Annotated in this window: 22 protein-coding genes; 7 read left to right on the top strand and 15 right to left on the bottom strand. The window is 60.8% G+C overall.

The window, feature by feature from the left end; translation table 11 throughout:
- Positions 1–2 precede the first annotated feature (2 nt).
- From C0V73_RS12920 to C0V73_RS12945, 6 genes are read right to left on the bottom strand one after another with little or no spacing between them, the layout of a single operon-like run.
- Entirely contained in the window at positions 3–653 is a 651-nt protein-coding gene (locus C0V73_RS12920; protein WP_102020417.1) for an RraA family protein, read from the bottom strand.
- Between the two features lie 14 nt (positions 654–667).
- Positions 668–1,675, bottom strand: coding sequence for a C-terminal binding protein (locus C0V73_RS12925; protein WP_102020418.1), 1,008 nt, complete (start codon positions 1,673–1,675; stop codon positions 668–670).
- A gap of 14 nt (positions 1,676–1,689) precedes the next feature.
- On the bottom strand, positions 1,690–2,706 hold the full coding sequence (locus C0V73_RS12930; protein WP_102020419.1) for a DctP family TRAP transporter solute-binding subunit: 1,017 nt from the start codon (positions 2,704–2,706) through the stop codon (positions 1,690–1,692).
- Between the two features lie 32 nt (positions 2,707–2,738).
- On the bottom strand, positions 2,739–4,028 hold the full coding sequence (locus tag C0V73_RS12935) for a TRAP transporter large permease (RefSeq protein WP_102020420.1): 1,290 nt from the start codon (positions 4,026–4,028) through the stop codon (positions 2,739–2,741).
- Positions 4,025–4,537, bottom strand: a complete 513-nt coding sequence (locus C0V73_RS12940; protein ID WP_210200163.1) for a TRAP transporter small permease — start codon at positions 4,535–4,537, stop codon at positions 4,025–4,027. The genes C0V73_RS12935 and C0V73_RS12940 overlap by 4 nt, the downstream gene beginning before the upstream one ends.
- Positions 4,538–4,590: 53 nt before the next feature.
- Positions 4,591–5,802: an L-dopachrome tautomerase-related protein gene (locus C0V73_RS12945; protein WP_102020422.1), complete on the bottom strand. Its 1,212-nt coding sequence runs from the start codon at positions 5,800–5,802 to the stop codon at positions 4,591–4,593.
- 111 nt (positions 5,803–5,913) lie between these two features.
- Here C0V73_RS12945 and C0V73_RS12950 point away from each other — a divergent pair, with 111 nt between their 5' ends.
- Positions 5,914–6,669, top strand: a complete 756-nt coding sequence (locus tag C0V73_RS12950; protein ID WP_102020423.1) for a GntR family transcriptional regulator — start codon at positions 5,914–5,916, stop codon at positions 6,667–6,669.
- 19 nt (positions 6,670–6,688) lie between these two features.
- Here the strand turns inward: C0V73_RS12950 and C0V73_RS12955 are convergent, their stop codons facing one another.
- Positions 6,689–7,660: a LysR family transcriptional regulator gene (locus C0V73_RS12955; RefSeq protein ID WP_143708341.1), complete on the bottom strand. Its 972-nt coding sequence runs from the start codon at positions 7,658–7,660 to the stop codon at positions 6,689–6,691.
- A gap of 36 nt (positions 7,661–7,696) precedes the next feature.
- Here C0V73_RS12955 and C0V73_RS12960 point away from each other — a divergent pair, with 36 nt between their 5' ends.
- Entirely contained in the window at positions 7,697–8,581 is an 885-nt protein-coding gene (locus C0V73_RS12960; protein ID WP_102020425.1) for an SDR family NAD(P)-dependent oxidoreductase, read from the top strand.
- 591 nt (positions 8,582–9,172) lie between these two features.
- On the opposite strand, the gene C0V73_RS12965 is transcribed toward C0V73_RS12960, so the two are convergent.
- Positions 9,173–10,054, bottom strand: coding sequence for a LysR family transcriptional regulator (locus tag C0V73_RS12965; RefSeq protein WP_102020426.1), 882 nt, complete (start codon positions 10,052–10,054; stop codon positions 9,173–9,175).
- 113 nt (positions 10,055–10,167) lie between these two features.
- Here C0V73_RS12965 and C0V73_RS12970 point away from each other — a divergent pair, with 113 nt between their 5' ends.
- The 4 genes from C0V73_RS12970 to C0V73_RS12985 all read left to right on the top strand — a co-directional run bounded on the left by C0V73_RS12970 (position 10,168) and on the right by C0V73_RS12985 (position 12,910).
- Positions 10,168–10,869 carry a type 1 glutamine amidotransferase domain-containing protein gene (locus C0V73_RS12970; protein ID WP_102020427.1) on the top strand — a complete coding sequence of 234 codons (702 nt, stop codon included), beginning with the start codon at positions 10,168–10,170 and terminating at the stop codon, positions 10,867–10,869.
- The gene (locus tag C0V73_RS12975) at positions 10,866–11,306 is read left to right on the top strand and encodes a VOC family protein (protein WP_102020428.1); all 441 of its coding nucleotides are present in this window, start codon (positions 10,866–10,868) and stop codon (positions 11,304–11,306) included. The genes C0V73_RS12970 and C0V73_RS12975 overlap by 4 nt, the downstream gene beginning before the upstream one ends.
- A 292-nt stretch (positions 11,307–11,598) precedes the next feature.
- Positions 11,599–12,300 carry an SDR family oxidoreductase gene (locus C0V73_RS12980; RefSeq protein ID WP_102020429.1) on the top strand — a complete coding sequence of 234 codons (702 nt, stop codon included), beginning with the start codon at positions 11,599–11,601 and terminating at the stop codon, positions 12,298–12,300.
- Positions 12,301–12,532: 232 nt separating this feature from the next.
- Positions 12,533–12,910: a hypothetical protein gene (locus C0V73_RS12985; protein WP_143708342.1), complete on the top strand. Its 378-nt coding sequence runs from the start codon at positions 12,533–12,535 to the stop codon at positions 12,908–12,910.
- A 683-nt stretch (positions 12,911–13,593) separates the two neighbouring features.
- On the opposite strand, the gene C0V73_RS12990 is transcribed toward C0V73_RS12985, so the two are convergent.
- From C0V73_RS12990 to C0V73_RS13020, 7 genes are all read right to left on the bottom strand, one after another.
- A complete protein-coding gene (locus C0V73_RS12990; protein ID WP_102020431.1) occupies positions 13,594–14,481 on the bottom strand; it encodes an SMP-30/gluconolactonase/LRE family protein in 888 nt (295 codons plus the stop codon).
- A 22-nt stretch (positions 14,482–14,503) separates the two neighbouring features.
- Entirely contained in the window at positions 14,504–15,271 is a 768-nt protein-coding gene (gene otnI, locus C0V73_RS12995) for a 2-oxo-tetronate isomerase (RefSeq protein ID WP_102020432.1), read from the bottom strand.
- Between the two features lies 1 nt (position 15,272).
- On the bottom strand, positions 15,273–16,187 hold the full coding sequence (gene ltnD / locus C0V73_RS13000) for an L-threonate dehydrogenase (RefSeq protein ID WP_102020433.1): 915 nt from the start codon (positions 16,185–16,187) through the stop codon (positions 15,273–15,275).
- The gene (locus C0V73_RS13005; protein ID WP_102020434.1) at positions 16,187–17,161 is read right to left on the bottom strand and encodes an ABC transporter permease; all 975 of its coding nucleotides are present in this window, start codon (positions 17,159–17,161) and stop codon (positions 16,187–16,189) included. Before C0V73_RS13005 ends, ltnD begins: the two co-directional genes overlap by 1 nt.
- A complete protein-coding gene (locus tag C0V73_RS13010; protein ID WP_102020435.1) occupies positions 17,158–18,126 on the bottom strand; it encodes an ABC transporter permease in 969 nt (322 codons plus the stop codon). The genes C0V73_RS13005 and C0V73_RS13010 overlap by 4 nt, the downstream gene beginning before the upstream one ends.
- On the bottom strand, positions 18,123–19,643 hold the full coding sequence (locus tag C0V73_RS13015; RefSeq protein ID WP_102020436.1) for a sugar ABC transporter ATP-binding protein: 1,521 nt from the start codon (positions 19,641–19,643) through the stop codon (positions 18,123–18,125). Before C0V73_RS13015 ends, C0V73_RS13010 begins: the two co-directional genes overlap by 4 nt.
- 73 nt (positions 19,644–19,716) lie before the next feature.
- The gene (locus C0V73_RS13020) at positions 19,717–20,835 is read right to left on the bottom strand and encodes a sugar ABC transporter substrate-binding protein (protein ID WP_172450172.1); all 1,119 of its coding nucleotides are present in this window, start codon (positions 20,833–20,835) and stop codon (positions 19,717–19,719) included.
- Between the two features lie 197 nt (positions 20,836–21,032).
- Here C0V73_RS13020 and C0V73_RS13025 point away from each other — a divergent pair, with 197 nt between their 5' ends.
- The gene (locus C0V73_RS13025; RefSeq protein WP_102020438.1) at positions 21,033–22,034 is read left to right on the top strand and encodes a LacI family DNA-binding transcriptional regulator; all 1,002 of its coding nucleotides are present in this window, start codon (positions 21,033–21,035) and stop codon (positions 22,032–22,034) included.
- Positions 22,035–22,059 lie beyond the last annotated feature (25 nt).

Genomic DNA, 22,059 nt, shown 5'->3' on the forward strand with positions numbered 1-22,059 from the left:
CCTCAGATGCGCCCGTACTTGGCGAGGCCTTCGCGCAGCGAACCTGCGCTGATGATCAGTTGAGCCTGTTCGAGTTCGCGTGCATCGATCTCCGTCGACATGGCCAGCACCGCTTCCGCATGCTGGCGGGGCACGATGACGACACCATCGATATCCGCGACCACGATGTCGCCCGGATGGACGATGACACCAGCAATCTTCACCGGTTCATTGGCGGAATAGGTGCGGTAGCGCCCGAGCGTCGTACCGGGGGAGACCGAGCGCGCGAAAACCGGGAAATCATAGTCGCGGCGAATTTCCGTGATGTCGCGAACGCCGCCATCGAGAATGGCGCCCTCATGCTTATTCGCGACAGCGCCGGCGGTCATCAGCCCGCCCCAGACGGCAACATTCTTCTCGCCGTTTATGGCGATGCAGATCACACTGCCGGCCGGGCTATCGTCGATGGCGTCAAGCGCATGCTGCGGCGGCAGAAATTCGTCGGTCGGTCCCTCGAGGATGGTCACAGCCGGGCCGACGATCTTCTTGTCGTTGATGCGCGGCTTCATCGTTTCGTCCATGAAGCCGGTCTTGCCGGTGATCTTGTCGACCGCATCGGCTACCGAGGCTGTTGCTACGGCGCGGAAACCGGCGACGAGTTCTTCCAAAGTCATTTTGTATGCTCCTGTCAAGTCATGGATGGATTAAGGACGGGCTGGCGTTCCCAGCGGTTCACCCAGTTGCGGGGCACATCGCCTGAAAACACCCGCGCGATTTCCTCTGCCGCCTTGCGGCGCAGATCCCGTACGGATTCCTCCGAGTACCAGCCGGTATGGTCGCTCACGACCACGTTCGACAACGTGAACAGCGGGTGAGCTGGCCCCGGCGGTTCCTGTTCGAAAACGTCGAGACCTGCGCCGAAGATGCGGCCGGATGAAAGCGCGCGTTGAAGGGCTGTCGTATCGATCAGTCCGCCGCGCGAGGTGTTGATGACGATGGCTGTTGGTTTCATCAGAGAAATCCGTTCCTCGTCGAGGATATGCCGCGAACTTTCCGTCAGCGGCGCGTGCAGCGAAATCACGTCCGCCTGCCGACACAGGAGATCGACATCCACCAGTTCGACGCCTTCCGGCGGCTCGCGCAGATAGGGGTCATGCACCAGCGTCCGGGAATAGCCGAGCGCTCGGGCCTTGCGGTGAAAGGCATGGCCGATCCGGCCATAGCCGATCAGCCCGACGGTTCCGCCTGCAAGCCGGTGCATCGGTTCGCTGCGAGCGATATTCCAAGCCCCGTCCCGCACGGCGCGGTCACGGGAGACAACCCGGCGGGCAACGGCGAAGAGCAGCGCCAGCGCATGATCGCTGACCTCTTCCACACCGTAGTCGGGAACATTGGCGACGTAGATGCCACGGCTGGCGGCGAAGGTTCGGTCGATGTTATCGACGCCGACGCCGTAGCGGACGATGGCATTGCAATCCGGCATATTGGCGATGGCCTCCGCATTAACCGGGCTTTCACGTACCAGCACTGCAGCGGCGCCTGCCACGGCGCGCCGGACTTCGGCGGCGTCCCCGTGACAGGGTCTTTCCACGACACGTGCACCGTAGGCTTGAAGCACGGCCTGCTCGATCTTTGTATCGCCGTACCCCTCGTCGAGAACGACAACGAGGGGACCTTTCGAATGCGACGTGTTCATGATGTGCCTTTCGCTTACTGGCTGGTGACCGCCTGGTCGCGGGCCTTGATCAGCTTGTCGACCCATTCGGGACCGGCGGCGGCGTCGAGGTGCTTGCGCACGGCCGGCTGGGCGAGTGCGCGGAAGGCTTCGATCTCGTCTGCGGTCGGCACATAGACTTCCATGCCCTTCTCAGTCAGCGTCTTCTCGGCGGCGAGATCCTGCGCGCGCGTCATGTCGCGGTGGATTTTCTGGGCTTCCGTGGTGCAGGTTCCGATCGCGGCCTTCTCGGCGTCGGTCAGGCCCTGATAGAAGACATCGCTGATCAGGTACGCGTGCAGGCTGTGGACGTGACCATCGAGGGTCGCGTATTTCTGGCTCTGGTAGAGGCTGGCGGCGATGATATTAGTCACGCCATTTTCCTGGCCGTCCACGGCGCCCTGCGTCAGTGCCGCCGGCAGTTCGCCCCAGTCGATGGCCGATGGGCTGGCGCCAAGGCTTTCCATCAGTGCGATGTAGACCGGCGACGGCTGGACGCGCATCTTCAGGCCCTTCAGGTCGTCGGGCGTCTTGATCGGATGCCTGGAGTTGGTGAACTGGCGGATGCCGTTATCGGCATAGGCGAGCAGGCGGATACCGGTTTCCTTAAGCATCGCATCGCCGAATTCCTTGCCGAAATCACCGTCGAGTACCTTGTAGGCGGTCTCGTGGTTCGGGAAGAGATAGGGTAGGGCGAAGATATCGAAGGCGGGATAGATGCTGGAGATGCCACCGTCATGAACGACGGCCATTTCGATTGAGCCTAGCTTCAGGCCTTCAAGGGTTGCCGTGGCGTTGCCTAGCTGGCCTGCCGGGAATATTTGGACGTCGATGGAACTGTCCGTCATCTTTTCGAGGCAGGCTTCGAAGGCAAGAGCGGCCTTGTGCTTCGGCTGGTCCTCGCGGCCCGGCTGGAAGTGACCGTATTTGAGCACCTTCGGCGCGGCGAAGGCTGTGCCGGCGCTGAGCGCGATCAGCGCAGCAGCCGTGATGGATGCGATAGTTCTAACCATTGTCATTCCTCCTCAATGATCGTTGATGGTTGTCAGTTTAGATAGCCGAAGCTGTTCGGGAGCCAGGTGCTGAACCCCGGAACGAACGTCAGCAGAGCCAAGACGACGAGCTCGGCGCCAAGCAGCGGCCAAAGTTCGCGCACCAGCGCATTCATGGGCACCTTCGTCACCAGCGAGGTGACGAAGAGCAGGCCGCCGACCGGCGGGGTGATCATTCCAAGCGTCAGGTTCAGGATTACGATCATGGCGAATTGCAGCGGATCGATGCCAACTACGGTGGCAACCGGCGCAAGGATCGGCACGAGGATCATCACGCCTGGCAGCGGCTCCATGAAGATGCCGAACAGCAGGAGGAAGATGTTGACGGCGATCAGGAAACCGATCGGTCCCAGCCCCATCGACACGATGAATTCGGAGATCATCTGCGGGATCTGCAACACGGTCAGCGCCCAAGCGAAAGCGTCCGAGGTCGAGATGATCAGCATCACCGAGGCTGTCATGATTGCAGTGCGCACCAGCATGCCAGGGATCTTGTCGAGCGTCAGGGTCCGGTAGATGAAGGTGCCAGCAAGCCAGGCGTAGAACACCGCGACCGCGGAAGCCTCCGTCGGCGTAAACGCACCAGTGTGGATGCCGCCGAGAATGATCACCGGCAGCATCAGGGCCGGAAAGGCGCGCCAGGTGATGAGGACGAATTCGCCAAGGGAAGGGCGGGCCTCCCAACTGCGATAGTCGCGTTTCACGGATATCCAATAGTTCACCAGAAGCAGTGCGCCGCTGATCATCAGGCCCGGAACGATGCCGGCCAGGAACAGGCCGGCGACGCTGACGCTGTTATCGGTCAGCGCATAGACGACCATGATGATCGAGGGCGGGATCATCGGCCCGACAATGGCGGCAGAAGCGGTCATCGCCGCCGAGTAACCGGGGCTGTAGCCGGTTTCGCGCATCATCTTGGAAATGATCGCGCCGGGGCCTGCAGCATCGGCAAGGGCCGAGCCGCTGATGCCGGAAAAGAAGGTCATCGTCAGGATATTGGCGTGGCCGAGACCGCCACGAAAATGACCAACGCAGGCGGATGCAAATTTCAACAGGACGTCGGTGAGGCGGCCGCCGGTCATCAGTTCGGCAGCCAGCAGGAAAAACGGGATTGCCAGCAGCGGAAAGCTATCGAGGCCGGCAAAGAAGCGCTGCGGAATGATCATGGCGGGAAAGCGCCCGTCATACAACACGGCGACCAGTGTCGAGAGGCCGAGCGTGATGGCGATGGGCACGCCGATGATCAGCGTCAGTAGAAAGGAAATGGAGAGGACTGCACTCATACGACGGAAAACTCCGCTGCCTTGGCCTGATCTTCCGCGTTGGTCTGATGGGTGATCAACCGCCGGGACATCAGCAATGTGTGAACGAGCATCAGCAGCGAGCCGACGGGGATGGCGAGATAGATGGCTCCCAACGAAAGCCGCAGCACGGCGCTCTCCTGCTTCCAGGCAAAGAGCGAGTATTTGAGCCCGAACCAGGCGACGATGGCGAAGAAGCCCAGCATCATCAGGAATACTGAGAAGCGTAACCATTGCGCCCAAAGCGGTGGCAGGGCGTTCTGAAAATTATCGATTGCGATATGGGCGCCTTCGCGCATGGCAAGGCCGACGGCGAGCCAGGCAACCCAGATCATCATGTAGCGGGTGATTTCCTCGACCCATGGCAGCGACGTGCCGAAGAGATATCGCAGGACGACATTGGCGAAGACTAGAATGGCCATAGCGAGCATCAGCGAGCCGACAACGAATTGGTTGGCCCACGTAAAGGAACGGTCAAATTTCGAAAGCATCATGTTCTCCCGTGGGGATGCCGGCGGTCACCGACATCCCGTGACGGTCCCGATCAGTTGAGGTACGGTTCGGCTTTCACCGGCAGGCGCCAGATGGTGAAGTTCGGCACCTCGGGGTCCTTGAAGTTCATGTCACCATCGACCCACACGTGCAGGTGGTTGGAAATGACATGCAGGTTGCCGTCGGGCGCCCAGGCGAGCGTGTCCGGCCAGACCATTTCTGGATGATAGGCGACTTGGCTGAGACGACGGGTGTTGGTGTCGTACTTGAGCACGCCGTTGAGCTGCAGGGCGGTGAGATAGATATTGCCAGCCTTGTCGGCCGTAAGGCCGTCCGTGTTCGAGGGCAAGACCACTTCGACACGCACGGCCGCCTGCAACTCGGACTCGGAAACGCTGACGTCACGCAGCAGTGCTGTCGGCAGGGAATAGAGTGTGTTGCCGGTAAGATTCGTCCAGTAGAGCGTCTTACGGTCACCCGAAAGCGCGATGCCATCGGCACCGGTGCGCATACGCCCATTCTTCAGCACCTGCCGCCCGTTGATGGCGAAACTAAATTGGGCCTCGTCATTCGTGAATTTCGAGGCATTGAGAACGCGGCGGGCGGTATTGGCCTTCTTATCATACACGATCAGGCCGCCACAGAGCGGGTCGGCAAAGATGCCGCTGTCGGAGATGTAAGCAAAACCAGATTCGTTGTCGACAACCACGTCGTTGAGGAATGAGCACTTCTTGTCGGAAACCTCGGGTCCGAATTCGAGGCGCTGGACTTCCTTATTGGCCTTGATGTCCCAGAGCACGAGTTTCTCGTCCTTTGGACCGGAGGGCGCACCTGCGATATGGCCCTGATCGAGCATCCACATCACGTCGTTCTCATCGACTTCGAAGCCGAGCACGGCCTTAAGGCCGGCTTCATTGGAAACGGCGTTCAGTTCCTCCGAGGGGAAAGCTTCCAGTTCATAGCTGTCTCCTCTCTTGAGCAGTTTGGAAACCGTCGCCGGCATGTCGGACCCGCCCCAGCGGGCCGTGGTCACATACATTGTGCCAGTCGAATCGAATTTCAGGCCCTGAACCAGTGTCTTGCCGAAAAGCGGGCTTGCCTGCCATTTGGCGGCAGCTTCTGCGTTATCAACCTTATAGGTAACGCTGTTCCAGCGCACGACTGGTACGACACCCTTGTCGTCGGCATATGCCGCGCCCGTCGGCGCCGCCGCAATTGTTAATGCAGCAATCGCTGCGGCGATGCTTACTTCGGCTATTCTCATGCTATATCCCCTCCCAGGAATTGGCGTTTCAATCTCGTCCGCCTAACTGCTACCTTAGGCGGCAGTTTAAGCTAAGGTAGCAGTTTTCCGACTACTGTAAAGGGGGTATGCATGTCCGTGTCCAAATCATCGCCTGACGGTCGGCTTGAAGGGAGTCAGGAAGGACGCAAGGGGGGAGGCCGGCTTGCTCGTCCGGCGCTGCTCGTCGACGAGGTTATGCGGTCAATTCGCGACATGATTGTCGATGGTCGGGTGAGGCCGGGCGAGCGGCTCTCAGAGAACGCACTTGCCGCCGAGCTTGGCGTTTCAACCACCCCGGTCCGTGAGGCCATTGCGCTGCTACGCCGTCAGGGATTGGTAACTGTCCAACCGCAGTCAGGAACTTATGTTTTCGAACTTCAACCAGGCGAGCTCAATCGTCTGTGCGAATTGCGGTTTGCGCTCGAACCTTCAGCAGTTCAGCTTGCCCTGCAGAACCCTGAAAGCTCGCTTTCAGAGACACTCGACCGTATTGTTGCCCACATGAAAAAGGCGCAGGCGGAAGGCCGCACACGGGACTATTTGGCTCTCGATACCAGCTTCCACGATGCAATAATCGGCGCGTCTGACAATGAATATTTTAACAGCGCATACGCCTTGATTGGCGCCAAAATGGCCGCGTTGCGCTATCGTCTAGGCGCCGATCCGCATCACATGGAAAAATCGATGCGGGAGCACATCGAGATTGCGGACGCCATCCGGGCACGAGACCTTAGTCGCGCTGTCAGCATCCTTGTCCGTCATATTGCCCGCAAGGAGGGGTCCTACTGGGAACATCTCGATACCGAGAATTTGGGCCGACTTGAGCGCGAGCTGCGCAAATTGTGACGCCCCATCTGACTCTGTACTATGGGTCGAGCAATTCAGCCAAGACCTCCTCTGCTACGTCGAGTGCCGCACCTACGCGCGCAACTTTTCTTATACCAGGGCGGAATGCTAAGAAAACCGGCGCCTCGGGGGAGGTCCAATCAGGCAAGCAGCGCACGAGTTTTCCGCTCTGCACGTCGTTGCCAAGCATGAAAGACGGAATGAAGGCAAGACCCTGTCCGCTGCGTGCGAGCTCCCGGAGGATGCCGAAGCTCCGCACGGCGATGGGTCCGTTCACCTCTACGGCCGCCTGCAGGTCACCCGACACGAAGCGCCACGTTGCACCCGGTCGATCACCGCGGAAAGTGAGGCAGGGAGTACCGGTGAGGTCCGCCGGCTGCTCTAGATTCAACGTTTCTGCAAGGCTCGGCGCAGCCACCAGCCATCGCGCGAAGCTCCCCATACGGCGGGCCACCAGCCTGTCGTCATCGATGCTGCCCACACGAATGGCGAAGTCGGTACCGGGGTCCTGCATGTCCTCGAAGGCGTAGTCTACGCGCATCACGAGGTTGAGTTCGGGATGGCGACGCCTGAGTTCGGGGAAGAGTCGCGTTGCTACCAGAGAACCGAACTCAGGCGTAGCGGCAATCGTCACCTGTCCGGAAATGGTGACGCGTTCTTCCCTCACGGTTTCCTCCAGAAGACCGATTTCCGCGAGAATGGACCTAATGCGATCATCAAGTCTCCGCCCCACCGGCGTCAGGCGCAAAGAACGGGCACTCCTCTCCACGAGGCGCACACCGAAGTGATCCTCAAGTTGGCTGACGTGGCGGCTCACGCCTGACTTCGCCATGCCGAGTTGATCAGCCGCAGCACTGATCCCACCGAGGCGGGCGACGGTGTGGAAGCTCCGCAGCGCGGACAGACTTAAGGTTCCAAAATCTGCAACCATATGTTCAGTATCGCCTATCTGTTCTGATTTGTGAAGCGGATTTAACTCTAGCTTCGTCACCGCGCCCTGTCGGCGCAATGCAGGAGAAACGAGCTCATGAACATTCTTATCACCGGCGCGAACAGTGGGTTCGGCCAGCTCATCATTTCCGAACTGCTTAAGTCGGGGCACCGGGTCGCAGGATCGATGCGTGATGTGGACGGGCGAAATGCCCAGGCGGCGGCAGCTTTGAGGGCGAGTGGTGTGGAGATCGTCGAGATCGACGTGACCAACGACGCCTCGGTTGCGGTGGGCGTCGCAGCTGCAACGGAGCGACTGGAACAGATCGACGTCCTCATCAACAATGCGGGTGTCGGCGCACACGGGTTACAGGAGAACTTCTCTGCCGCGGATTTCCGCCGCCTGTTCGAGATCAATCTCTTCGGGGTCCAGCGCATGATCCGTGCGGTGCTGCCTGAGATGCGGGAACGGGGCACGGGACTAATCCTCAACGTATCCAGCCTCTTGGGACGTGTCGCACTGCCTTTCTATGGACCGTACAACGCGACGAAGTGGGCGCTCGAGGCTTTGTCTGAGAACTACCGTGCCGAGCTCAGCCGGTTCGGGGTGGACGTGGCATTGATCGAACCGGGCGGCTTCCCGACAGGCTTCATCGGCAATCTGATGCTGCCCTCGAACCCTGACCGTGACACTGGGTACGGTGCGATGGCAGCGGCACCGCGGGAGAGCCTCGAGCATTTCGAGGGTTTCCTCACTGCGAACCCGCAGCAGCATCCGCGGCTCGTGGCAGAAGCGCTCGCTGCCGTTGTTAACACGAAGCCTGGGGAGCGATCGTTCCGTACCGAAGTCGATCGCATCGGTATGGCGGATGCCATACGCCCGATGAACGACTTGCAGGCAGAGGTTACGACAGGTATCTTCGCGAATTTGGGCATCGCCGAAATGCTCCAGATCAATCTGTCGGCAGCTCGGGCGGCGTGACGCGTATTGAGCTCCGGACCGCCGCGGTCCGGAGCGCTCGCTGACAGGGTGAAGCAACAAGGTGCGGAGTTCTCATCGCCCGGGTGGCCCGGCATAGCTGGCCGTTGAGTTCAGAAGTGTTGAGTTATCGCGCTGGAGGGACCTTTGGGGCGTTACTACCTCCGTTCTTTTCGACGGAAATCGCTAAGCCAATGGTCTTGTAGACCCACAAGGGCTTGACGGAGAAAGAATCCCAGACGGCTGTCGCGTTCTTCGGTGCACCGAAAAGTTCTCCGCGGTCGACACGCCGTCCCGTCAGCTGTATCTGTACGATCGCACCATCAATGGTGCCGCATTTCTCCAAGATCGACAGTTGCCTGCCAAGGCCCTGACAGCTTGGCCAACCGCACCTCAAGCGCCGAGTTTGATGCGTTTCGGGAGAACGCAGTTCCCAATTTGGTTCCAATCCGCTGGTCAAGCAAAACCGCTGTACAGCCATGGATCCGACCCCTTTGAGGGAGTTCGATCTCCGTGGCGTTTGCTGGCGGTGGCAACGGGACTAACATGGAACCTCGCTAGTTTCCGACAATTGCCCCTTGCCGGGTTGGCCCCCTAGACAGTCCCGGCGGATTTCAGTCGGGGGGTATCCAGCGCATCCAGCAGGAGAGCGCGTGCATAGGCTATCCGAGGGTGTCGCAAGGCACCTCTGGCCCAAACTAGGCGCAGACCATTGCCAGGACGCTCGGTGGGGGCTGGAATTTCAGCTAGCAGGTCCGCCTGAATGTCGCCTTGGCACAGATAGTCGGGAAGCACCGTCCAGCCTGCGCCCGACAGGACGAGTGATCGCAAAACGCGGAGGTCGGGGACAGACGCCACCGGACGCCGTCCGTCCAACGACAGTCCGTTTGCGGCAAGCCAGGTGCGGATGAGTGGAAGATCAAGATCGTATGAGACGAAGGGTGCATCAATGCCGTCGTCCGCCATGGACGGAAGTGTCACGGCGACAAGCGTCTCGGTTCCGATGAGGTGGCTGTCAAGGCGCGGGTCTTCGGGTGAGGAGGCGGTAACTGCCAGATCGACAGCGTCGGACAGCAGAAGTTCGTAAAGGCTCTTCTTGTTGCCCGTCTGGATGCGCACCTCCAGCCCTGCCTCTGTTAGCCGTGGCAAGACCGGAGCAATCCGGGCGCTCAGGTATTCGGCCGGGCCCGCCAGATGCACCACGCCCGACAACTTGGCCGACCGCGCCTTGACTGTGGCCAGCGCGGCCTCGGCACGGTCCAGAGACTGGCCCAGACTGGCCGCGAGGTCGTCAGCAACCGCGGTCGGCACGACCCCGCGGGCATGGCGTTGGAACAAAGGGCGGCCCAGCTGCGCCTCTAGGGCTGCGATATGGCCTGAAACGGCGGGTTGCGTGAGGCCGAGCAGCCGCGCGGCCTCGCTGATCGATCCGCGCCGGTGCACCTCGACGAAGGTGCGCAGATGGACGAGGGACATGAGGGCTCCGAAAGGATAGTATAAAATTTCTGATGGATGATACCAAAATGCGAAAGATGTCGCGATGAGAAAAGGGGTCTATCTAGGGTCCATCACCAAGGACGGAGACCAAAATGAACCCCAAGATCCTGATCATTACCACCTCGGCCGCCACGATGGGCACCAGCGACGATCCCACCGGCCTGTGGCTGGAAGAGCTGACCACCCCTTGGTACGCCTTCGTCGATGCAGGGGCCGATCTGACGCTGGCCTCGATTGCAGGCGGGAAGATCCCGGTCGATCCGCGCAGCATGAAGCCCGCCGGCGAGAACGATGCCTCGGTCGAACGTGCCCTGAAGGACGCGACATTCCAGCGCCTCATTGCTGAGACCCCGAAGTTCGACACGCTGGATGCCTCGGCCTATGACGCGATCCTGCTGCCCGGTGGCCACGGGACGATGTTCGACTACCCCCAGAACGCGGCGCTCGCTCGCCTGGTGGCCGACTTCGACGCGGCTGGCAAGGTGGTTGCTGCAGTCTGCCACGGTCCGGCGGGGCTTGTGGGGGCTCGCAAGGCCGACGGTACGCCGGTGGTCGCGGGCCGTCGGGTGGCTGCTTTCACCGATAGCGAAGAGCGCGCGGCCGGGCTGGACAAGGCCGTGCCCTTCCTTCTGGAAACCCGCCTGAAGGAATTGGGCGCGCGGCATGAGTCCGGCCCCGACTTCAAGCCCTTCGCCCTGCGCGACGGCAACCTCGTCACCGGGCAGAACCCCGCTTCGGCCGAACCGCTGGCGAAGCTGGTGATGGAAGCGCTCGCAGCCCGGGACGCCGCATGACGCGCTATCTGCACACCATGATCCGGGTGACCGAACCCGAGGCGACGATCCGGTTTTTCAACCTGATCGGCCTCACGGAGACCCGACGGATCGAGAACGAAAAGGGGCGCTTCACCCTGATCTTCCTTGCCGCCGATGAGGACCGCGAGGCAGCTCTGGCGCGCCGCGCGCCCGAGGTGGAGCTGACCTGGAACTGGGATCCTGAGCCCTATTCCGGCGGGCGGAACTTTGGCCACTTGGCCTTCCGCGTGCAGGACATCTACGCGACTTGCGCCCGCCTGATGGCTGCGGGAGTGATCATCAACCGCCCCCCTCGGGATGGCCACATGGCCTTTGTGCGCACCCCAGACGGCATCTCGCTGGAACTCTTGCAGGAGGGCGAACACCTCGCCCCGGCCGAGCCCTGGGCGTCGATGCCGAACAACGGCAACTGGTGAGAACCGGACCCGGGCGATATGCACGCCCGGGTCGCAACCTTAAGATATGCCGGCAGGAAATCCGATTGCAACGACTCTCGCTGTCAAACGGCCTCAGCCTGTCGCGCATCGTATAGACAACGGCCTGCTGCTTGGATGCGCCGCATCGTTATGCATTTAGCGCGGGAGACCCCTTAACCCGGTTTCTATAGACGGGACCGCAGATAGGTGCTGACCGATCTGAAACAAACCAGCTGGAGTCGCTCGCCATGGTGGCACCGCGTCTTCCGATCTCAATTCCAAAGGAGAACCCATGTCCAAAGTCATTCTCATCACCGGCGCCTCCTCCGGCATCGGGGAAATCTGCGCCCGCTTCGCGGTAAAGGCCGGCCACCGGGTGGCGCTGGCGGCGCGTACTGCCAATAAGCTCGAGGCGCTAGTTAATGAATTCGGCGCGGAAAACGCCATTGCTCTGCCCACCGACGTCACTGATCCCGCCGCGCAGGCGCGCATGATAGAAGAGGCCGTTGCACACTTTGGCCGTCTTGACGTGGTGGTGCCCAATGCAGGTCTGGGGGCCTCGGCCCGTGGCACCGAGGCGGGCTCCGTTGAGAGTTTCCGCGAGATGATCGAGGTAAATTGCCTCGCGGTCACCTACACGGCAAAGTTCGCGCTACCCCACCTGCGGGCCACGAAAGGACATCTGGTGCTGATCGGCTCGCTAGCCGCGCAGGGCGCCGTTTGGGGGTCGGTTTATTCAGCCACCAAGTGGTTCATCCGCGGCTATGCGGATAACCTCGGCGCTGAGTTGGGCGATGCGGGTGGGCGGGTCACTTGCCTACACCCTGGCATGACGGACACGCCATTCTTCGACTTCGAGAAGCCCGATGCCCTGCGTCCCGAGGACGTTGCCCGCGCCTTCATGTTCGCCATCGAGCAACCTGAGCACGTGCAGCTGCCGCATTTGCCCATCTATCCGAAACCGAAGAAGCCCTACTACGACCCGCACCACTGACGCCGGCTACCAGTCGTAGCTCGAGAAAAACGTTCTCACCACAAAATGTATGTTCCATAATTTTGCTTATCGCAAAAAAGAGGAGGCAGCCCTCGGCAGCCCAAGAGTCGCCGCCATAGCACCGTGCCGGTTACTCGCTTATCAATTGGACGAAGCACGAGGGTCCTTATCGGCCATTGACGTGGACAGATTCTAGCCCGATCCTGTTTATGACCGCGTTTGGGAAAACACTTTGCAGCAGGATAGCTTGTTAATTTTAAGTTCGTCTCATCTAAATTATGAGACGATGCTTTATCTGAGTATTACGGACTGTATCCAGTGGCCTTTCGTTGGAGGTCCTTTCCAAGACAAGGGTTGGTTTTTCCACGTCGATGACGAGGTGCGTGCAGAACCCGGTGAACCTTTCGCGGATCTGTATGAAGCCATGAACCACGCTGCAGTTCGCGGATACAGCCACATTCTGTTTTATGATCTGGGTGACACTTGTGACGGGCTTACGGTTTTTCGAGACCCGGAACTTGAGGAATTAGATGGGGTCTTTTACTTGGGACTCCTGGAGCACTTGTTGCCACGTGATCTGCCCCCAATTTCGACCGGACGGTCGGCCTGAGCAGAAAGGCTCAGGTACGGCCTTATGTTTAACCAGTGTCGACACGTCGGATTGCTTACGGGTGATAGCCGCTGTAGACGGCAAACAACCGAGCAAAAGCTGAAGATCATTGAGTAAATCTTCAAACGTGGGTCGGGTCCATCTCCCTCCGGCAGAAGGCAGCTGGATCTCTGCTGAAAGAAGTTGGTAGGCTGTCCGTGGGTGGCCACGAAAGCCAAGGCTGGGCTGGAGGGTAACGAATATATGGGCGGGCTTACAACCTCGCTTGATGTGTAATGCCACAAATTGGTCGAGCGCCGTATCCTCGAAGCGGTGGCAGAATGTCAGCGAGCTATGGAAGAGGTAAGCCGAGCGTCAAAGCGTTGCGAGCATTTGTTCAGCGGCGATGGGTCAAGCGTAACACGTGCCACACCCAGCGAAATGTCATAACGCTTTCACGATCCTCTTGAGTCTTCGCTATCAATCGCTCCGATTTTCCGCAAGGTTTCGGGGCAAACTCGCGATGACGCGGAAAATCATATCGGCTCATAACTGCTCGGTGTCAGGGCTGTCGGCGCGATCTTTATGCAAGTCTCAGTGTAATCAGGCCCCCGCAACCACTGACATCCGCAATGAAATGCAAAGCTCCTCGCAAAAAAAACGAGGAGCTTTTTGTGTTTCGGACGCTCGTTCAACTCTCCAAGCTAACCTCTCACATTGAGATAGACCGCAAACAACGAACGCGTTGCCGTGATGTAGAGGCGGTTTTTCTCGGGTCCTCCAAAGCAGACATTGCTCACGGTCTCGGGGATCAGGATCTTGCCGAGGAGCTTCCCATCAGGCCCAAGGCAATGGACGCCATCGCCGGCACTCGTCCAAACATGTCCCGCGTCGTCAATTCTAAGGCCATCATACATGCCGTTCGGGCACTCGGAGAACACACGGCCTGAGGACGGTTTCGCCGACGTATCCAATGTATAGGCCATGAGCTTAGCTGGCTGAACACCGCTGTCGACCACGTAGAGGGTCTCTTCATCACCCGACAAGGCAAGGCCATTCGGCTGCTGCAGATCGGTGATCACCGCCTCAAGCTGACCGCTTGGTGTGAGCCGATAGACGTTTCGGCTGCCGATTTCGCTTTCCGCCAGCGACCCCTCATACGGGGTGGAGATGCCATAGCTTGGATCGGTGAACCAGATATTGCCTTCGGTGTCGGCAATCACGTCGTTCGGCGAATTCAGCCGCTTTCCTTCGAACCTCTCAGCAAGAATTGTAAGCCTGCCATCGTGCTCCCGGCGGGTCACACGTCGAGTGAGGTGCTCGCAGGAGATCACGCGTCCTTCGCGATCAAGCGTGTGGCCGTTGGCAAAATTCGACGGGGCTTCGAAGGTTGCGACGGTGTCGTTGACCTCGTCGTATCGCATCACCCTGTTGTTCGGGATGTCCGAAAACAACAAATGGCGTGCTGCCGGCACGTAGACAGGTCCCTCGAGCCACCGCCCGCCTGTGTAGAGCAGGTCAACATGCACATTCGGCAGGATCAGCGATCTGAACGCCGGATCAATGATCTCGAACCAGTCCGTGTAACGCATAGCACCCACGTCCCCCGCGAGGTTAAAGCCTACTCATCCAACCCAGCCCCTCACGGGTGCCGGCAGCCGGACGATATTCGCAGCCGACATAGCCCTGGTAGCCGATCGCATCGATCTCAGCGAAGATCCTGAGGTCATCAAGTTCGCCGGTGAGTGGTTCATGGCGTTCGGGCACCGAGGCGATCTGGATATGGCCGATGACCGGTGCCATCTGTCGAAGTGCCATGATCACGTCCCCATGCAGAATCTGCCGGTGGTAGACGTCGAACTGCAGCTTCACATGGGCCGCATCCATTTCGGCGATGAAGTCGGCCGCGCGGTCGAAGTCGTTGAGGAAATAGCCCGGCATGTCGCGACCGTTGATCGGTTCGATGACGAGGCCGATGGCTGCCTCCCCCGTGCGGTCGGCGGCGCGCTTCAAGTTATTGCGATAGGTCGCGATGGCTTGCGGATCCGCTGCTGGCGCTAGGCCTGCCATCATATGTAGGAGCGGCGTGCCGATGACCTTGGCATAGGCGATTGCCGTGTCGAGCGCTGCTGCGAAGTCCGCCTCGCGGCCGGGGATGGCTGCCATGCCCCGCTCGCCTGCCGCCCAATCGCCGGGTGGCATGTTGAACAGCGCCTGGGCCAAGCCTGCCGCCTGCAGGCGTTCCGCGACGAGTTCGGCCGGGTGCTCGTAAGGGAAGAGATATTCGACGGCCGTGAAGCCGCAGTCGGCTGCGGCCGCGAAACGGTCGAGGAAGGGAACCTCGTTGAACATCATCGACAGGTTGGCGGCAAACTTCGGCATATCAGTCCTCGTCTTCCATACCGGGCAGCTTGAGGCCGGCAACCTTTGCCAGCAGGCGCGCAACCGAGCTGTCGTCGTCGCGCCCCATGCCGGCGGCTTCGGTCATGATGAAGAGCTGCAGGGCGGCGCTCGCAATCGGCAGGGGGAATTTCGTCTGGCGACCGATATCCGAAACGATGCCGAGATCCTTGGTGAAGATCGCGACAGCACTATGCGGCGTGTAATCGCCTTCCAGCACATGCGGGATACGGTTTTCAAACATCCAGCTGTTGCCGGCCGACTTGGTGATCACGTCGAAGACGCGGGAAATGTCGAGGTCCATGCTCTTGGCGAAGGTGATCGCCTCGCAGGCGGCGGCGATGTGTACGCCTGCCAGCAGCTGGTTGACGATCTTGAACGAGGAGCCGATGCCGGGCTGATCGCCGAGTTCGTAGACCGTTCCGGCCATCGCATCGAGCGCTGATCGGGCGGCGGTGAAAGCGGCGGACGAGCCAGAGGCCATGAAGGTCAACTGGCCGGCTTCGGCCTTCTTCGAACCGCCGCTGATCGGACCATCGACATAGAGAAGGCCTGCTTCTTCGACACGGGCTGCGAAGCGCTTGGCCTCAGCCGGCGAAATGGTGGCGCAGGCAATGATGACGCCGCCGGACTTCATGGCAGCGACCACACCATTCTCGCCAAAGAGCACGGTCTCTGTCTGGGCAGCGTTCACCACCACGATGACGGCAACATCGGCGCCCGCAACAGCATCCCCCGGATTGGCGCCCGGGGTGCCGCCGGCGGCCTCGAGCGCGTTCAGCGCATCGGCACTGATGTCAAAGCCACGCACGGCATGTCCGGCCCGGACCAGCGAGCGCGCCATGCCGAGGCCCATGGAGCCGAGGCCGACGACGGCGACGGACGGAAGGTGAGACATCAGCGAAAGCTCCTTTTGTAGCCACGGATCAAAAGCATGGCCAGAATGATGACACCGAAGACAATCTGCCTGAAGGCTTCCGGCATCTGCAGCACAGAGAGGATCGAGGACAGGAGGGTGATGAAGATCGCGCCGACGATCGTGCCGCCATATCCACCCTGGCCTCCCATGATCGACGTGCCCCCAATAACCACGGCGGTGATAACAGGCAGCATATAGGGGTCGCCCATGCCCTGATAGGCCTGGTTGGCATAGCCGGCCAGCAGGATGGCGCCAATGGCCGTAAAAACGCCGGCGACCACGAAGGTGAGGGTGGTGACAAACCTCACGCGAATGCCGGAGAGATAGACTGCCTTTTCCGAATTGCCCATGGCGATCAGATATTTGCCGTAGACGGTCCGGTGCAGCAGGTAAAACATTGCGGCCATGACGACGAGCCAGAACAGGAAGGCGTTGGGAATGCCGAAACTGCGCTCGAGCGACAGTGTGATCGACAGTGGCGGGGCCATGCCGCGCGGCTTGAAGCCGCCGGTGAAGAAGACCACAGAGCCGATCAGCATCGAGTTCATTGCCAGTGTCCAGACCATGGACGGCAGGCGCAGGAAGGCGACGCCGATGCCGTTGATCAGGCCGATCAAAGCGCCGGTCGCAAGCCCGATCGGGATGGCGAGAGTGGCAAGTGTCGGATCCTGCGAGCCCGCAACCGTCGTGGTGACAATGGCAATCGCGGTGATCGCGGCCGGCACCGAAAGATCGATATGACCGAGCAGGATGACGAGCGTGGCGCCGGCCGCAATGATCCCGAGGAAAGAGGCGATCTGCAGTTGCTGGAGGAGATAACCCGCCGTCAGAAATGTCGGCAAAATGGTTCCGCCAGCGGCCAGCAGCAGGCCGCAGCCGATGGCAACAACGAGAACGGCAGGATCGACGGGAAGGCTTGGCCTTGATGGCCCTGATATCGCGCGGTCGGTCATTGGGCGAACAACTTCAGTTTGTTGCGAACACGCAGCACGCCGACGGAGCCGAAGGCAATCGCGAGCGCCAGGATCAGCCCCTCGAAGAAGGGCTGGGCGAGGGGAGGAAGGCCCGAGAAGAACATCAGCGAGGCGACGGTCTTCAACAGCATGGCACCGACGGCGACGCCGACTGCCGTGCCGATGCCACCGGCAAGCGACACGCCTCCAAGCACGATCGCCGCAATCGAGTTCAGAGTGTAGGTCGGACCGATGCCGGCATCGCCGGTCATCGTCACCATGGAGACATACAGCCCGGCCATGCCGGCCATGAGCCCGCCCAGCACGTGAGCGGAGATGCGCATCGCTGTTGTGTTAATGCCGGTGAGCTGTGCCGAATGCTCGTTGGCTCCAAGCGCCTTCAGCGCCACGCCGAAACTCGTCTTGCGCAGCACGATGGTGATCACGAGCACGGTCACAATGATTAGCAGCAGCGAGGTTGGGATAGGGCCGATGGCATAGGTGAAGGCATCGGAAAGCTCGGAGTTTACTCCGCCGCCCGGCGTCGGCCGGAGATAAAGCGCAATGCCGGAATAGATCGCGCCGGTGGCGAGAGTTGCGACGATCGGCGGCACGTTCCCGAAGCAGACGAACAGGCCGGTGAATAGCCCGCAGGCCATGCCGACCAGGAGCACGGCGGCCATGCCGAAGACAAGCGATCCGCCATCGCCGGCGAGTACGAAAGAAGCGGTGACATTGGTGAGTGCCACGACCGCACCGACCGAAAGGTCAATGCCGCGCACCAGGACGACGAAAAACTGGGCGAAGGCAGCAAACACCAGGAGCGCCGACTGGTTGGACCAGATCGTCAGCACATAGGTGGAGAGCCCCCGCGGATGGGTGGCGATGTAGAGCACGAAGAGTGCAACGAAGGCTATGGTCGGAATGATGACGCGCAGGTTGCGTCGGATGTAGAGCGCGGTCATTGCACGGTCTCCGGCGCTGGTGTGGCGGTGCTGAGGCCCATGGCGGCTGAAATCAGGTTTTCAGGCGTCAGTGTGTCTCCGCTCAGTTCCCGCGCGATGCGGCCACGATAGAAGACTGCGACCCGGTCGCAGAGATGCACCAGCTCTTCGTAGTCCGTTGACTGCATGACAATCGCGATGCCCTGTCCGGCAAGGTCGGTGAGCAGGCGGTAAATCTGCGCCTTGGTCTTCACGTCGATGCCGCGGGTGGGATCGAGCAGCAGCAGGCAGCGTGGTCCAAGCGCCAGCCATTTGGCAAGCAGCACCTTTTGTTGGTTGCCACCTGACAGCGACATGACGGGATCGGAGAGCTGGCCATAGGTCAGTTCGAGGCGTTCGAGAAGGGCGAGGCAGCGGGCGTCGAGCGCTTCGCTGTCGCCGTGAAGCCCGATACCGGCAAGCCGCATATTGTCTGATATCGACAGCGGCTGGATCATGCCCTCGGTCTTGCGGTCTTCGGGAACCAGCGCGATACCGATCTCCGGTGACTTCGACCGATGCGGCGAGCGGCGCTCATAGGTCTTGCCTGAAAGCTCGATCGACCCGCTAACGCCCGAAAGTGTGCCGAAGATCGCTTCGAGAACGCGCTGCTGACCCTGGCCTTCCAGGCCGCCAAGACCATAGATCTCGCCGGGGCGCACTGTGAAGCCGACATCGAAGAGTTCCCCGGCGAACGACAAGTCCTTGATGGAAAGAAGCGGCGCTGTATTTGCGGGCACGGCCGAACGCGGTGGCGGGAAGAGCCGGTCCATGGTCTCGCCGATCATCAGCGACACGATGCTCTGGTTGTCGATCGTGCCTGCCGGGAAGGTGCGGACATGCTGTCCGGCGCGAAAGACCGAGATCGTGTCGGCAAGCGCCTCCACCTCGTGGAAACGATGAGAAATGAAGAGGATGCAGCAACCTTCGTCGCGCAGTTTCCGGATGACGGTGAAAACTTTCTCGACGGCGGAGGCGCCGAGTGCCGAAGTGGCCTCATCGAGGATGAGAAGACGTGGTTTCTGATAGAGCGCCTTGGCGATTTCCACCCGTTGCCGATCGGCCAGCGACAGCTCTTCGACGGGGGTGTCGAGAGAAATGCTCTCGGCTCCGATCAGGTCGAGGGCGGCTCGGGCTTCTTCATAGGCCTTGGCGAGCATGAAGCCGAAGCGTGTCTGCGGGCGGGCGAGCGTGATGTTGTCGCCGACCGATAGGGTCGGCAGGAGCGAGAGTTCCTGAAACATGCAGACGATACCGGCGGCCGAGGCCTGGCGCGTTCCTGAAAAGCGGATGGAGCGGCCTTCAAGGCGGATCTCGCCCGTCGTCGGCTGTATGGCCCCGGAAAGCAGTTTCATCAGGGTCGACTTGCCGGCGCCGTTTTCGCCGAGGATGGCGTGCACGGAGCCTGGTCGTGCGGAAAAGTCGATAGTCTTCAGGGCCTGGATCGGTCCGTAGGATTTCGAAATCCCCGAAAGCTCGATGAGCGGAGCTGTCGTCATTGTGGCATGTCCTGGTATGGGTCGGGCGGCGGCGCCCTATGAGGTGTCAGGCGCCGCCGTCCAGCCGGGAGGATCAGGTATTGTCCGGGGTCTGACCGAGCAGCTCTTCCGGGGTAAAGACCGGGAAGCAATTCGGATAGCCTGTCGTCGTGTAGAAGGTGTCCGGCAGGTTCGGGAAGTAGTCAGTGCCTTCCTTCAGCTCTGAATTGTCCTTGTTCGGGATCGGCAGGAACACTTTCTGTGGCAGGGCATTGCCTTCGAGCAGCGAGACAGCGGCTTCGAGTGCGACGGCCGACATGACAGGCGCCTGGGCTGCAGTGAGGCCCGGATACTTGCCTTCGGCGATCAGCTTGCGGGCGCCGTTGCCGGCATCACCACCGATCGGAACGACCGGGTGACCGGCATTCTTCATCGCGTTCAGTGCGCCGATCGTGCCTTCCTGGACCATCACGCCGTCGAAGTTGCCATTGGTGGCGATTGCGTCGGCGGTGACCTTCTGCACGGTGCCGGCATCCCAGTTGCCGACCACCTGGACGACCTTGAGGCCCGGATGCTTGTCGAGCACGGAGCGCATGCCGAGATGGTTGTCGCGGTCGGTCGCATTGCCCGGCAGGCCGGAGACTTCGAGCACGCTGCCCTCGACCTTGCCCTTGGCCTTCTCGATTTCACGGACGACGGCTTCCGCCTTCATTGCGCCGAGCTCGAACTGGTTTTCATTCACCTGCACGATCGCATCGGTATCGAGCACGTTGTCGAATGGCACGAGCACCGTGCCGGCCTGTTCGGCGCGCTTGATGACGGAGGAGAAGGCAGTCGGGTTGACGGCGATGAAGGTGATCGCGTCGTAGCCGGCGGCGATGAAGTTGTCTATCGCAGCGATCTGGGCGGCACTGTCATTGCCAACCGAGACGACGGTGAATTCGGACAGCTTCGCCTTGTTTTCTTCACGTGCGGCCCAGGCCTTTGCGCCCTGGATGGCGGTTACGCGCCAGTCATTGCCGGCAAAGCCGTTGACGAAGGCAACCTTGTAGGGGCCGTCCCGCTTCTCGTACTTGATGACCTTGGCATTGTCGGGTGCTGCAGAGAAGCACTCCGGACGATGGGTGTCCTCGGCGCGGACGGCCGAAGTGAAACTGAAGGCGCAGAGCATCGCGGCCGACGCGGCAAGCGCGGCCTTGTTAAAGGTTCTCACGGTGAACTCCTCCCGAAGTATAATCTCCCAGAAAGCGCTAATCTCAGCGCTAACATAATTTTTTAAGCACATCCTCTAGCCACGATCAAGCGAAATATGTTAGCGCTGAGATAAAGTTTATGGCACGGTCCTGAAGAGCAGATCGCGTGTCGCCGTCTTGGCCAATTGGCAATGCGGCAGGGGAGGAGACGAAACGAATGCAGCCGGAGACGCCGACGCTCACTCATGTGGCTCGCCTGGCGAATGTCAGTGAGAACACCGTGTCACGGGTCATCCGCAACAAGGGCTCGATTGCGGAGGAAACCCGCAAGCGCGTTCTCGACGCCATCGACACGCTCGGCTACGTCCCCAATCGCGCGGCCGGCTCGCTCGCCTCCTCGGCTTCGCTGATCATTGGCGTGATCCTGCCCTCGCTCTCTAACATCGTTTTCCCCGAGGTGCTGCGCGGCATCCACGCCGGTCTCGCCGACACGCCTTATCAGCCGATGATCGGCGTCACCGATTATGATCTCGGCAAGGAACAGCAGCTCGTCTCCTCGCTGCTCGCCTGGCAGCCGACCGCGCTGATCACCACCGGCTTCGAACACACGGACGCTGCGCGCCGGATGCTGGAGAACAGTCGCATTCGGATTGCCGAACTTATGGACATCGACGATCAGCCGATCGATCTCGCGGTTGGCCTGTCTCATCACCGGGCCGGTCGCGCGACAGCCGAGCATCTGGTGCGGCGCGGCTATAGCCGGATCGGTTATGTTGGTCACGATTGGACAGCCGACCGTCGTGCTCGGGCTCGCTATGACGGCCTCTGCGAAGCGTTGGCTGAAGCCGGCCTGTCGCTCTCCGTCGAGAAGCGCCATGACGGTCCGAGCTCGACGATTGCCGGCCGCGACACGCTGGCCGGCCTGCTGGCCGATGGCACTGTGGCCGATGCCGTCGTCTTCTCCAACGACGACATGGCAGTCGGTGGCTTCATGCACTGTCTGGGCGCCGGAATCCCGGTGCCGGAGCGGCTCGCGCTCTTCGGTTTCAACGGGCTGGAAATCGGCCAGGCGCTGCCGAAGCCTCTGTCGACCGTGCGCTCAAACCGCTTCAACATCGGCAAGACGGCGGTCGAGGCGCTTCTCGCTCAGGCTGAACGGCCGGGCGAAGCGCAGATCATCGACACCGGATTTGCCATAATCGACGGCGCAACGGCCTGACCGCGCGCCACTTCACCGGAGACTG

It is taken from the genome of Rhizobium sp. TH135, assembly GCF_002855515.1.
Classification (GTDB): Bacteria; Pseudomonadota; Alphaproteobacteria; order Rhizobiales; family Rhizobiaceae; genus Allorhizobium.

Coding starts and splice junctions, on each gene's coding strand:
- C0V73_RS13005 (WP_102020434.1), bottom strand. CDS start 17,161: ATGACCGACCGCGCGATATCAGGGCCATCAAGGCCAAGCCTTCCCGTC.
- C0V73_RS13025 (WP_102020438.1), top strand. CDS start 21,033: ATGCAGCCGGAGACGCCGACGCTCACTCATGTGGCTCGCCTGGCGAAT.
- C0V73_RS12920 (WP_102020417.1), bottom strand. CDS start 653: ATGACTTTGGAAGAACTCGTCGCCGGTTTCCGCGCCGTAGCAACAGCC.
- C0V73_RS12935 (WP_102020420.1), bottom strand. CDS start 4,028: ATGAGTGCAGTCCTCTCCATTTCCTTTCTACTGACGCTGATCATCGGC.
- ltnD (WP_102020433.1), bottom strand. CDS start 16,187: ATGTCTCACCTTCCGTCCGTCGCCGTCGTCGGCCTCGGCTCCATGGGC.
- otnI (WP_102020432.1), bottom strand. CDS start 15,271: ATGCCGAAGTTTGCCGCCAACCTGTCGATGATGTTCAACGAGGTTCCC.
- C0V73_RS13015 (WP_102020436.1), bottom strand. CDS start 19,643: ATGACGACAGCTCCGCTCATCGAGCTTTCGGGGATTTCGAAATCCTAC.
- C0V73_RS12945 (WP_102020422.1), bottom strand. CDS start 5,802: ATGAGAATAGCCGAAGTAAGCATCGCCGCAGCGATTGCTGCATTAACA.
- C0V73_RS12980 (WP_102020429.1), top strand. CDS start 11,599: ATGTCCAAAGTCATTCTCATCACCGGCGCCTCCTCCGGCATCGGGGAA.
- C0V73_RS12930 (WP_102020419.1), bottom strand. CDS start 2,706: ATGGTTAGAACTATCGCATCCATCACGGCTGCTGCGCTGATCGCGCTC.
- C0V73_RS12960 (WP_102020425.1), top strand. CDS start 7,697: ATGAACATTCTTATCACCGGCGCGAACAGTGGGTTCGGCCAGCTCATC.
- C0V73_RS12975 (WP_102020428.1), top strand. CDS start 10,866: ATGACGCGCTATCTGCACACCATGATCCGGGTGACCGAACCCGAGGCG.
- C0V73_RS12965 (WP_102020426.1), bottom strand. CDS start 10,054: ATGTCCCTCGTCCATCTGCGCACCTTCGTCGAGGTGCACCGGCGCGGA.
- C0V73_RS12950 (WP_102020423.1), top strand. CDS start 5,914: ATGTCCGTGTCCAAATCATCGCCTGACGGTCGGCTTGAAGGGAGTCAG.
- C0V73_RS12925 (WP_102020418.1), bottom strand. CDS start 1,675: ATGAACACGTCGCATTCGAAAGGTCCCCTCGTTGTCGTTCTCGACGAG.
- C0V73_RS12970 (WP_102020427.1), top strand. CDS start 10,168: ATGAACCCCAAGATCCTGATCATTACCACCTCGGCCGCCACGATGGGC.
- C0V73_RS13010 (WP_102020435.1), bottom strand. CDS start 18,126: ATGACCGCGCTCTACATCCGACGCAACCTGCGCGTCATCATTCCGACC.
- C0V73_RS12940 (WP_210200163.1), bottom strand. CDS start 4,537: ATGCTTTCGAAATTTGACCGTTCCTTTACGTGGGCCAACCAATTCGTT.
- C0V73_RS12990 (WP_102020431.1), bottom strand. CDS start 14,481: ATGCGTTACACGGACTGGTTCGAGATCATTGATCCGGCGTTCAGATCG.